The 12,032-nt window shown below is 69.4% G+C and carries 9 protein-coding genes; 2 read left to right on the top strand and 7 right to left on the bottom strand.

All coding sequences use genetic code 11. The annotated features are described in order from the left end of the window. Positions 1-417 precede the first annotated feature (417 nt). Together IEY95_RS44835 and IEY95_RS44830 are read left to right on the top strand one after the other, a co-directional pair. Positions 418-1,218, top strand: a complete 801-nt coding sequence (locus tag IEY95_RS44835; RefSeq protein ID WP_189192075.1) for an ABC transporter ATP-binding protein — start codon at positions 418-420, stop codon at positions 1,216-1,218. Positions 1,219-1,319: 101 nt separating this feature from the next. Next, positions 1,320-3,851 carry an ABC transporter permease gene (locus tag IEY95_RS44830; protein WP_189192074.1) on the top strand — a complete coding sequence of 844 codons (2,532 nt, stop codon included), beginning with the start codon at positions 1,320-1,322 and terminating at the stop codon, positions 3,849-3,851. An 84-nt stretch (positions 3,852-3,935) separates the two neighbouring features. Here the strand turns inward: IEY95_RS44830 and IEY95_RS44825 are convergent, their stop codons facing one another. The 7 genes from IEY95_RS44825 to IEY95_RS44795 form a co-directional block, all read right to left on the bottom strand. After that, complete coding sequence (locus IEY95_RS44825) at positions 3,936-5,228, bottom strand: SAM-dependent methyltransferase (RefSeq protein ID WP_189192073.1); 1,293 nt, start codon at positions 5,226-5,228, stop codon at positions 3,936-3,938. Positions 5,229-5,442: 214 nt separating this feature from the next. Then, complete coding sequence (locus IEY95_RS44820) at positions 5,443-6,843, bottom strand: NAD(P)/FAD-dependent oxidoreductase (RefSeq protein ID WP_189192072.1); 1,401 nt, start codon at positions 6,841-6,843, stop codon at positions 5,443-5,445. Positions 6,844-7,338: 495 nt separating this feature from the next. Continuing rightward, positions 7,339-8,334, bottom strand: coding sequence for a Ppx/GppA phosphatase family protein (locus tag IEY95_RS44815; protein ID WP_189192071.1), 996 nt, complete (start codon positions 8,332-8,334; stop codon positions 7,339-7,341). Positions 8,335-8,493: 159 nt separating this feature from the next. Next, positions 8,494-9,018 carry a DUF501 domain-containing protein gene (locus IEY95_RS44810; protein ID WP_189192070.1) on the bottom strand — a complete coding sequence of 175 codons (525 nt, stop codon included), beginning with the start codon at positions 9,016-9,018 and terminating at the stop codon, positions 8,494-8,496. Positions 9,019-9,047: 29 nt separating this feature from the next. Beyond that, positions 9,048-9,524, bottom strand: coding sequence for an FtsB family cell division protein (locus IEY95_RS44805; RefSeq protein WP_189192069.1), 477 nt, complete (start codon positions 9,522-9,524; stop codon positions 9,048-9,050). Positions 9,525-9,682: 158 nt separating this feature from the next. After that, complete coding sequence (eno, locus tag IEY95_RS44800) at positions 9,683-10,969, bottom strand: phosphopyruvate hydratase (protein ID WP_037628200.1); 1,287 nt, start codon at positions 10,967-10,969, stop codon at positions 9,683-9,685. Between the two features lie 386 nt (positions 10,970-11,355). After that, on the bottom strand, positions 11,356-12,030 hold the full coding sequence (locus IEY95_RS44795; protein ID WP_189192068.1) for a LysM peptidoglycan-binding domain-containing protein: 675 nt from the start codon (positions 12,028-12,030) through the stop codon (positions 11,356-11,358). Positions 12,031-12,032: the final 2 nt, after the last annotated feature.

The raw sequence follows: 12,032 nt of genomic DNA, 5'->3' as shown, positions 1-12,032 counted from the left end.
GGCTCCGCATCGAGGTTCCGAGCCTATCGGGGCGCATCCCCCGAACAGCGGACGTGCGGCCCGATGTTGTCTTATTTTATTGACGTCTGAGGGTGCATCAGCCCTCGGTACGGGCCATCCGCACTTGCCAATAGCCTTTCGGACGCCCCGGGGCGGCGTATACGGAATGACGGAATTTCACCGTCCGAACGCACCGTTCGAAGGCTCGGCCTCCACAAGGTCGCCCCTGCGGGTGCCGTGGCCGTACCCGGAGACCGCTCAGGGGAGCCCCGTCATCCCCAGGTATGACACAACCGCTCCTGGTCCGACCGCAGTCTGCCCCCGGAACCAGAACAGCGGCTGACTACACGGCACGGATCGCATCCGACGATGGACACGTCCCCAGAAACGTCGTCGTCCCGACAGGAGCACCCTTCCGTGACCACCACTCCCCTCGCCGGCCGAACCACCGCTGTGGCAGCCCGTGCCACGGAACTGTCGAAGGTCTACGGACAGGGCGAGACCCAGGTGGTCGCCCTCGACCGGGTCAGCGTCGACTTCCGTCAGGCCGAGTTCACCGCGATCATGGGCCCCTCCGGATCCGGCAAGTCCACGCTGATGCACTGCGTGGCGGGCCTGGACACCTTCAGCAGCGGCTCCGTACGCATCGGGGAGACCGAGCTGGGCTCGCTCAAGGACAAGCAGCTCACCAAGCTCCGCCGGGACAAGATCGGCTTCATCTTCCAGGCGTTCAACCTGCTGCCGACCCTGACGGCCCTGGAGAACATCACGCTCCCCATGGACATCGCGGGCCGCAAGGCGGACAAGGCGTGGCTGGACACCGTCATCAAGATGATCGGCCTCGCCGACCGGCTCGGCCACCGCCCCTCCCAGCTCTCCGGCGGCCAGCAGCAGCGCGTCGCCGTGGCCCGCGCCCTCGCCTCCCGCCCGGACATCATCTTCGGCGACGAGCCGACCGGAAACCTCGACTCCCGCTCGGGCGCGGAGGTGCTGGGCTTCCTGCGCAACTCCGTAAGGGAGTTGGGGCAGACCGTGGTGATGGTGACCCACGACCCGGTGGCGGCGGCCTACGCCGACCGTGTCGTCTTCCTCGCGGACGGACGGATCGTCGACGAGGTGTACGAGCCCACGGCCGACTCGGTCCTGGACCGCATGCGGAACCTTCCTGGGGGAAACCCCCAGACCCCCGAGTTCGACGGCAAGGGCCGCACGAGCTGACCCACCGGTTCCCCCGGTCCCAGCCCCCGTCCCGCAACGGCCGACCGGGGCCGATCGCCCGCGCCCACCCGTCGACGCAACCCTCCTGGACTGAGAAACCCATGTTCCGTACCGCCTTGCGCAACGTGCTCGCGCACAAGGCCAGGCTCCTGATGACCGTGCTCGCCGTGATGCTCGGCGTGGCGTTCGTGTCGGGGACCCTGGTCTTCACCAACACCATCTCGGACGCCTACCAGAAGAGCTCCGCCAAGGGCTTCGACCAGGTCGACGTCGCCATCCAGCCGGAGAGCCGGGCGGACGAGGGCGACACTGTCGGCAAGACCGCGAAGCTCACGCAGCCGCTGCTCGACAAGGCCGCCACGGTCCCGGGCGCGGCCTCCGCCATCGGCGTGGTGAACGGTTTCACCGCCATCGCCGACAAGGACGGCAAGCTGATCGGCGGCGGCTTCCAGTCGCAGGGCGGGAACTACTGGGGGGCCAAGGACCCCCGGTATCCGCTGACGAGCGGTCATGCGCCCAAGGGGACCGGCGAGGTGGCCATTGACTCCGAGACCGCGAAGCGCGCCGGCTACAAGGTCGGCGACACCGTACGGCTGTCCGTCGACGGGCCCGTTCTCACGCCCACCGTCACCGGCATCTTCACCACCGACGACGGAAACGTCGCCGCGGGCGGCAGCCTCGCCCTGTTCGACACGGCGACCGCTCAGAAGCTCTTCCACTCGGTCGGCTCGTACGACGAGATCGACGTCAAGGCGGCGGCCGGCACCAGCCAGACCGCGCTGCGCAACGCCCTGGACGACGTCGTTCCGAAGGACGTCGCCTCCACCACCACCGGTCAGCGGCTCGCCGACGACCAGGCCGAGCAGATCTCCGCCGCGATGAGCGGCATGAAGACCGGCCTGCTGGTGTTCGCCGGCATCGCGCTCTTCGTCGGCACGTTCATCATCGCCAACACCTTCACCATGCTGGTCGCCCAGCGCACCAAGGAGCTGGCCCTGCTGCGCGCCGTCGGCGCCTCCCGCAAGCAGGTCACCCGGTCCGTCCTCATCGAGGCGTTCGTCGTCGGCGCGGTCGCCGCCGTCGCGGGTCTGGCCGCGGGCATCGGCATCGGGGCCGGCATGCGCTCCCTGATGGGCACGCTCGGCGCCACCGTGCCGGACGGGCCACTGATCATCTCGCCGGGCACGGTCGCGACGGCCCTGCTCGTCGGCATCCTCATCACGATGCTGGCCGCCTGGCTGCCGGGCCGCCGCGCAGCGAAGATCCCGCCGGTCGCCGCGATGAGCAGCGTGCACGCGAAGGCGACGACGAAGTCCCTGGTCCTGCGGAACACGATCGGCGCCCTGTTCGCCGCCGCGGGCGTCGCCGTGGTCCTCTACGCCACGACCATGGACGGCTCGGACGGCCAGGCCCCGATGGGCTTCGGCGCGGTCCTGCTGATCATCGGCGTCTTCGTCCTCACCCCGCTGCTGTCCCGCCCGCTGATCGCGGCCGCGGCCCCGGTGCTCCGCGTCTTCGGGGTCTCCGGCAAGCTGGCCCGCCAGAACTCGGTCCGCAACCCGCGCCGTACGGCCGCCACCGCCTCCGCGCTGATGATCGGCCTCACCCTGATCACCGGCATGACGATGATGGCGGGCAGCCTGCAGAAGTCGATCGACAAGATGGCCAGCTCCGCGCTCAAGGCGGACTACGTCGTCTCCATGGCGAACGGCAACTCCCTCTCGCCGGACGTCGAGAAGAAGCTCGCCGGGGTCGACGGGGTCACGGACATCAGCTCCCTGCGCGACGCGCCCTCACGCATCGACCGGCAGACCGAGTTCCTGACCGGCGTCAACGGCGCGGCCATCACCAAGCTCACCGACCTCACGATCAGCGACGGCTCCTTCAAGGTCGGCGGCGAGCGGATCGTCGTCGACCAGGACACCGCCACGTCGCACGGCTGGAAGGCCGGTTCGGACTTCACGGTCTCGTACGAGGACGGGAAGAAGGGGAAGCTCTCCGTCGCGGGTGTCTACGAGGGCAACGAGATGATCCACGGCATCATCGTGGACAGCGCGACGCTGTCGCCCCACCAGACCGACGCCGTCTCCGACATGCAGGTCATGCTGAAGACGTCGAACGGCACATCGGACGCGGCCAAGGACAGGCTGGAGAAGGCCCTCGGCGACAACCCGGCCATCAAGGTCCAGGACAAGCAGGACATCTCCAACGGCATCGCGCAGATGTTCACGCTGATGCTGAACATGCTCTACGGCCTGCTCGCGATGGCGGTCGTCGTCGCCGTCCTCGGCGTCATCAACACCCTCGCCATGTCGGTCTTCGAGCGCTCGCAGGAGATCGGGATGCTGCGCGCGATCGGCCTCGACCGCAAGGGCATCAAGCGCATGGTCCGCCTGGAGTCGCTGGTCATCTCGCTCTTCGGCGGTGTCCTCGGCATCGGCCTGGGTGTCTTCTTCGGCTGGGCGGCCGGTGAGCTGCTGGGCAGCAAGATGGCGACGTACGAACTGGTCCTGCCCTGGGCCCGGATGGGGATCTTCCTCCTCCTGGCGGCGACGGTCGGGGTCCTGGCAGCCCTGTGGCCGGCCCGGCGGGCGGCCCGCCTGAACATGCTGACGGCGATCAAATCGGAGTAGCGCTTCTGAGCGGTACACGAGTCGGGGCCCCGTTCCGGACGGAACGGGGTCCCTTGCTCGTACGGGCGACTCTCCCGCGTACGGTCACGACCCCCAGGTACGCGCCCGCAACGGCATCCCGGAGGCACCGGACGCCTCCGGTGCCCTGACCGCCAGTACCTGGTTGACGCCGATGCGGTTGCGCTCGAAGGCGACCGCGCTGGCCGCCATGTACAGCCGCCAGACGCGGGCCCGCGCGGGGCTGGTGAGCTTGACGGCCCGCGCCCACTGGGCCTCCAGGTTGGTGACCCAGCGGCGCAGCGTGAGCGCGTAGTGCTCGCGGATGGACTCGACGTCGCGCACCTCGAACCCGGCACGCTCCAGCTGCGTCACCGTCGTGCCGATGGGCGCGAGTTCGCCGTCCGGGAAGACGTAGGCGTCGATGAACTCGTCCACGGAGTACGCCGACTCGTCGCGCTGCGGCCGCCGCGCGATCTGATGGTTGAGCAACCGCCCGCCCGGCTTGAGGAGTTTGTACAGCACCTCGGCGTACTCCAAGTAGCGCTCGGCGCCGACGTGTTCCGCCATTCCGATGGAGGAGATGGCGTCGTAGGGCCCGTCGGCGACGTCCCGGTAGTCCTGCACGCGGATCTCGACCCTGTCGGTCAGCCCCTCGTCGGCGACCCGCTTGCGGGCGTACGCGGCCTGCTCCTGCGACAGGGTGACCCCGACGACGCTCACGCCGTGCTCACGGGCGGCGTGGATGGCCATCGAACCCCAGCCGCAGCCGACGTCGAGCAGCCGCCGACCGGGCTTCAGGTCGAGCTTGCGGGCGATGAGTTCGAGCTTGTCGCGCTGGGCCTCCTCGAGAGTCCCGCCGTCCTCCCAGTAGGCGCACGAGTAGACCATGGACGACCCGAGGACGATCTCGTAGAAGTCGTTCCCCACGTCGTAGTGGTGGCTGATGGCCCGCTTGTCGCTGCGCTTGGTGTGCAGGTGGCGGCGTCTGCGCACCTCCTCGCGAGGCGGGGAGGGCGGCAGCGGGGGCCCGGCCATCTTCACCAGCCCCCGTACGGCGGCGCGCACCTCGGGGTCGCGCAGCGCCTCTCCGACTCCCCTGGCGTCCTCGCCCCGGTCCCACACCAGCCCGGACATCAGGTCCAGGGCGGTGTACAGGTCGCCCTCCACCCCTAGGTCTCCGGCGACCCAGGCCCGGGCGAGCCCCAACTCGCCGGGCTTCCACAGCAGCCGGCGCAGGGCCCTTCGGTTGCGTACCACGAGGGCGGGGGCGCCAGGGGGGCCTGCTTCCGAGCCGTCCCAGGCGCGGATACGCAGCGGGAGCGGGACCCCCAGCAACTGTTCGACAAGGCTCTTCAGCCGCGGCGCGGCGTCCTGCATGGCGTACACCTCCGAGACAACACTCCCGAACGCTCCAACACCACGTAAACACCAACCGGCCTGCCGCGCAGTCCCCCTTCCGCGTTACAGCTGAGCAAAATAGCTGTAGCGGCCACGCGTTTTTCGCCCGACCGCCACCCATCCGCACACGCCGAAGGGGCCGCCCGCACCACGGATGGCGGGCGGCCCCTTCGGGGCGTTCAGGGACCGGAGGTCAGGAGGCCTTGGCCTTCTCCTCGGTCTTGGCGGCGGGCGCAGCCGCGGCGGCCACAGGCGCCGGCGCCGGCTTGGCGGCCTCGTAGAACTCCTCGCGCGGAGTCTCCATGGCACCGAGCGAGACGACCTCGCGCTTGAGGAACATCGCGAGCGTCCAGTCCGCGAAGACGCGGATCTTGCGGTTCCAGGTCGGCATGGCCAGACCGTGGTAGCCGCGGTGCATGTACCAGGCGAGACGACCCTTGAGCTTGATCTTCATCTTGCCCATGACGATCATCGCGACGCCCTTGTGGAGGCCGAGACCGGCCACCGCACCCTTGTTGGAGTGCGAGTACTCCTTCTGCGGAAAGCCCCGCATGCCGGAGACCACGTTGTCGCCGAGGACCTTCGCCTGCCGCAGCGCGTGCTGCGCGTTCGGCGGGCACCAGGCGTTCTCGACACCGGCCTTGCGGGCGGCGACGTCCGGCACCTGGGCGTTGTCGCCGGCGGCCCAGATGTAGTCCGTGCCCTGCACCTGGAGGGTGGTCTGGGTGTCCACGTGGCCACGCGGGCCGAGCGGCAGACCGAAGCGGGAGAGAACGGGGTTCGGCTTGACGCCGGCCGTCCACACGATGGTGTTGGAGTCGACCTCGAGGCCGTTCTTCAGGACCACGTGGCCGTCGACGCAGGAGTCCATGGACGTCGAGAGGTAGATCTCGACCCCGCGGCTCTCCAGGTGCTCCTTGCCGTACTGGCCGAGCTTCGGACCGACCTCGGGAAGGATCTTGTCCGCGGCGTCGACGAGGATGAAGCGCATGTCCTCGCGGGACACGTTGGTGTAGTACTTCGACGCGTCGCGGGCCATGTCCTCGACCTCGCCGATGGTCTCCGCACCCGCGAAGCCACCGCCGACGAAGACGAAGGTGAGCGCCTTGCGCCGGACGTCCTCGTCGGTCGTGGAGTCGGCCTTGTCGAGCTGCTCAAGTACGTGATTGCGCAGGCCGATGGACTCCTCGATGCCCTTCATGCCGATGCCCTGCTCGGCGAGGCCGGGGATCGGGAAGGTACGGGAGACCGCGCCCATCGCGATGACGAGGTAGTCGAAAGGCAGCTCGTACGCCTCACCCACGAGGGGGGCGACCGTGGCGACCTTGCGGTCCTGATCGATGGTGGTGACCCGGCCGGTGAGGACCTCCGCCTTGGGAAGCACGCGTCGCAGCGGGACGACGACATGCCGCGGGGAGATGCTGCCGGCGGCGGCTTCGGGGAGGAAGGGCTGGTAGGTCATGTACGACCGGGGGTCGACGACCGTGACGGTCGCCTCTCCGTAGCGCATCTTCTTGAGAATGCGCCGAGCTGCGTACAGGCCTACGTACCCACCGCCTACTACGAGGATCCTGGGACGCTCCGTGGTGCTCATGCCATCGAGTATCCACCCGGTCATGGGGGGTCGCTCGTGCGCCCCTTCACAAGCTTGGGCAGGCCCTCTGCTACACTGCGCGACCCACGTGACCCAGGTCATGGCGAGAGCAGGGAACCACCGTGTAGTGCGGACCGTTGTCAACACCGCGTGAGCTGCCGCTCCGGCCCTTCGAACCGACCGGACCACGTCCCCGTTTCACCCGCCGGCCACACCCTCGAAATGCTCCGGTGAGCACGCGCTCAGGCCGCCTGAGCCCTCCATGGTGACCCCAGGGGCCCAATCCTCGCCCAGCAAAGCCTTTTTCCTTGTGAAGAACTTCACGAAGTTTCTCGGCGGCCCGTCACCGAGGGGCATTTCGGCGCCCCTCAGGCGCGCTCATACGTTATCCGACCTGCTCAGTCGAGGCTACCGACAGGTAGCAAAAGGAGACCCAGGCCACGGCCGAACCATGGCCCACGCCACAGTCCGGGCCCACTCCACACTCCAGCAGACCTAGGCGATGGACCAGGCGATCCCGTCGAGGATGTCGTGCTCGCTGACGACGACCTCATGGGCGTCGATCCGTTCCATGATCGCGAGGAGGACGAGGGCACCCGCGCCGATCACGTCGACGCGCCCCGGGTGCATCACCGGGTGCGCGGCGCGCTGTTCATGAGTGGCCCTCAGAAGGGCGTCGGTGATGCCCTTGACCCGCTCGTACGCGATCCGGGAGTGGTGGATCTTCGTGGAGTCGTAGGCGTCGAGCCCCAGCGCGATCGCCGCGACCGTGGTGACGGAGCCGGCGAGGCCCACCAGCGTGTGCGCCTCGCGCAGCGGGACCGTCTCCTCGGCGAGGTCGAGCGCGGCCTCGATGTCGGCGCGCATCGCCGCGATCTGCTCCTCCGTGGGCGGGTCGGTGACGACCCCGTCCCGTACGAGATGCCGCTCGGTCATCCGTACGCAGCCGACGTCGACGGAGCGCGCCGCGCGCACGTGGTCGTCGCCGACGACGAACTCGGTCGAACCGCCGCCGATGTCCACGACGAGGAAGGGCTTGGCCAGGTCGCCCGCCCGTCGCCCACCACCACCCTCATTCGAAGGGCGCTCCGCGCCCCCCTGGTTTTGGCCCGTCAGCTCCTTGGTCGCGCCGGTGAAGGAGAACTCCGCCTCCTGGTCCCCGGAGATGACCTCCGGCTCGACCCCGAGGATGTCCAGCACCCCGCGTACGAACTCGTCCCGGTTCTCGGCGTCCCGGGAGGCCGAGGTCGCCACGAAGCGCAGCCGCTCGGCGCCGTGCTCCTTGATGATCGCCGCGTACTCCCGGCACGCGGCGAACGTCCGCTCCAGCGCCTCCGGCGCGAGCCGCCCGGTCCGGTCGACGCCCTGGCCGAGCCGCACGATCGTCATCCTGCGGTCCAGCTCGACGAGTTCACCCGTCCGCGGGTCGGCGTCGGCGACGAGCAGCCTGATGGAGTTGGTGCCGCAGTCGATGGCAGCGACCCTGGTCATGGTGTCTGGTCTCCTGTCGTGATGGTTCTCGCCCCCCGCCGCCCCTACCCATTCCGGCGCCCGGGGCCCCAGGCGCCCTGCAGGCCGGTGGGGGCTTGTCGCGCGGCTCCGCGCGCCCCTGAACGAGGCGCGCGCGACTGCGCGGTCCAGGGCGGAGGGTCAGGCCCCGTCCACGGGGACCACGCACGCCCCCTTGCGCCACCACTCCGGCAGCATCGCGAGGGCCTCGTCCCCCAGGGGGTTCACCCCGGGCCCCGCGGCCAGGGAGTGGGCCACCAGCACATGGAGGCACTTCACCCGGTCCGGCATGCCGCCCGCGCTCGGGAAGCCCTCCAGGACCTCGATGGAGTCGCGGCGCGCGATGTAGTCCTCGTGGGCGGCGCGGTACGCGGCGGCCAGCTCGGGATCGGTCGCCAGCCGGTCCGTCATCTCCTTCATGACACCGTTGGCCTCGAGCGTGCCGATCGCGGAGGCGGCCCGCGGACACGTCAGGTAGTACGTCGTCGGGAACGGCGTCCCGTCGGGAAGACGCGGCGCCGTCTCGACGACGTCCGGCTGCCCGCACGGGCACCGGTGCGCGATCGCGCGCAACCCGCGGGGCGGCCGGCCCAGCTGCTGCTTGAAGGCCTCGACGTCCGCGTCGGTCGGCTCGGTGCGCGGGGTGGGCGGCGGTGGCGTTTCCATGCCGTGAGTCACTTGTCTTTCTGGTCAGTTCACTGGTCGGCGGCGTCGGACTTGTCCACGCCGTCCCAGACATTGGCGTACCAGGGACGGGCGGCCGTCCCCTTGTCGGTGCGGGCCTGCTTCGACGCGTCCGGGTCGATCACGATGTAGCCGGTCTCGCCCGGCATCACATAGTGCAGCCGCTGCCGGATCTGCTGCTCGGCGTACGCGTCGTCCCGCCAGCGCGCCTTGAGGTCGCGCAGCTGCTCGACCCGCTCGCGGGCCTGCTCCCGCTGCCGCTCCACATCGGCGATCTCGGCCCGCTGGGACACGTACTGCCTTATCGGGTACGCGAGGGCCACGATGAGGGAGCACAGAACGAGAGCCAGGAGCGCTGCCCGGCCCGTCAGCCGCGAGCGGCGGGCCTGCCGCTTGGTCTGGGAACGGTAGACGCGGGCCGCCGTCTGCTCACCGAGCAGCCGTAGCCTGGTCGCGGTGGAGAACCGGTCCCGGTCCTTCACGGCCATGAGTCCCGCCTCCCCAGTGCAAGCCCGTCACGTGCGTACGTCCCCGCACACGGTACGGGACCGAGTACGGGGACGTACGTACGACTGGCTAAGGCTCGGCCCTGTGCGGGTCAGTCCCCGCTGTGCCGATCGTCCGCGGAGCGGACGTGCGGGAACACTCAGCCCTTGAAGCGCGGGAAGGCCGAGCGGCCGGCGTACACCGCGGCGTCGTCGAGGATCTCCTCGATGCGCAGCAGCTGGTTGTACTTGGCGACGCGGTCCGAGCGGGCCGGGGCGCCGGTCTTGATCTGGCCGCAGTTCACCGCGACGGCGAGGTCGGCGATGGTGACGTCCTCGGTCTCACCGGAGCGGTGCGACATCATGCACTTGAAGCCGTTGCGCTGGGCCAGCTCGACGGCGTCCAGGGTCTCGGTCAGCGAGCCGATCTGGTTGACCTTGACGAGCAGGGCGTTGGCGGAGCCCTCCTCGATGCCGCGGGCCAGGCGCTCCGGGTTGGTGACGAAGAGGTCGTCGCCGACGATCTGGACCTTGTCGCCCAGCTTGTCGGTGATGACCTTCCAGCCGGCCCAGTCGTCCTCGTACAGCGGGTCCTCGATGGAGACCAGCGGGTACGCGGAGACGAGCTCCTCGTAGTACTCGGTCATCTCGGCGGCCGAGCGGGACTTGCCCTCGAACTCGTACTTGCCGTCCTTGTAGAACTCGGACGCGGCGACGTCGAGCGCGAGCGCGATCTGCTCGCCGGGGACGTAACCGGCCTGCTTGATGGCCTCGACGATGAGGTCGAGGGCGGCGCGGTTGGACTCCAGGTTCGGGGCGAAGCCGCCCTCGTCGCCGAGGCCGGTGGACAGGCCCTTGGTCTTCAGCACCTTCTTGAGGGTGTGGTAGACCTCGGCGCCCCAGCGCAGGGCCTCGGAGAAGGACTCCGCGCCGATCGGGGCGATCATGAACTCCTGGATGTCCACGTTCGAGTCGGCGTGCGAGCCGCCGTTCAGGATGTTCATCATCGGAACGGGCAGCAGGTGCGCGTTCGGGCCGCCCAGGTAGCGGAAGAGCGGGAGGTCGCTGGCCTCGGAGGCGGCGTGCGCGACGGCGAGGGAGACGCCGAGGATGGCGTTGGCGCCGAGCGAGCCCTTGTTGTCGGTGGCGTCCAGGTCGAACATCGCCTGGTCGATCAGGCGCTGCTCGGTGGCGTCGTAACCGACGAGCTCCGGGCCGATCTGCTCAATGACGGCGAGGACGGCCTTCTCGACGCCCTTGCCCTGGTAGCGGTTGGGGTCACCGTCGCGGAGCTCGATGGCCTCGAAGGCGCCGGTGGAGGCGCCGGACGGGACGGCGGCACGACCCGTGCTGCCGTCGTCGAGGCCGACCTCGACCTCGACCGTGGGGTTGCCTCGGGAGTCCAGGATTTCCCGGGCTACGACGACGTCGATGGACGGCACGAGCATCTCCTTCTGGGATGTGACGCGGGTACGCGGGGCCGCAGGGCCCGTAGTGCACGGAGCCGCGGTCGGCTCCGCGAGATGAGCCTAACCGCCTCGGGGGGATCGGCCAGCCCGTCGACCACCCCTTGGGCAGAACCGAGAGTAAATTGTTTCCGAACGGAACAAAAACCTGTCCCGTACACGAAACCCGCCGCGCACGAGAGCCGCGCACGAGAGCCGCACAAAAAAGCCCCGCCCCGGCGCGTACGGGGGAACACGCACCGGGGCGGGGAGCCCGTGGGGACGGGGGGACCCTCACGAGGCCTCCAGTATGGGGGCCTCTTCCATGAGGGAGCTGTTACGCGGCCGAGCAATCCGCCGAATGCCCGGCCGAGCGATCAGACGCGCACTCACCCGAGGTGAAGCTGCTGACCCGGGTAGATGAAGTCCGCGTCGTCGATGATGCCCTTGTTCAGCTTGAACAGCTGCTGCCAGCCGCCCTTGACGTTCTTCTTCTCGGCGATCGAGCTGAGGGTGTCACCCTTGACGACCTTGTACTCGCCGTCACCCTTCTTGACCTTCTTGCCGGTCGGGGTGGTGACGGTCTTGGCGGCCGGGCGCTCGGCCGAACGCGAGGCGGGCTGCTCCGTCGTCCGGGTGGTGGTGCTCGGGGTCGTGCTCTGCGAACCGGTGGAGGTCCCACCGGTGTACGCGGCGCTCGACAGGCCCGTTCCGCAGGTCGGCCAGGCACCCTTGCCCTGCGCGGCGAGGACCTTCTCACCGATGGTGATCTGCTGGGACTTGGAGGCCTGGTCGGCGGTGGCGGCGTAGGCGGAACCGCCGTACGCGGCCCAGGTGGAGGCCGAGAACTGCAGGCCGCCGTAGTAGCCGTTGCCGGTGTTGATGGACCAGTTGCCGCCGGACTCGCACTGGGCGACGACGTCCCACTCGGAGGTGGTGGCGGCGGAGGCGTTGCCGGCCGCCATCAGCGGGGCGGCGATGGCGACACCGGTGACACCGGCGAGCGCGGCGACGCGGGTGGCCTTGGCCGGGCGGCGGTGCTTGCCCTTGCTGGAAAACAGCATGG

The sequence above is a fragment of the Streptomyces albiflavescens genome (assembly GCF_014645835.1).
In the GTDB taxonomy this organism is placed as follows: domain Bacteria; phylum Actinomycetota; class Actinomycetes; order Streptomycetales; family Streptomycetaceae; genus Streptomyces; species Streptomyces albiflavescens.
This window is presented reverse-complemented; position numbering and strand designations above follow the sequence as displayed.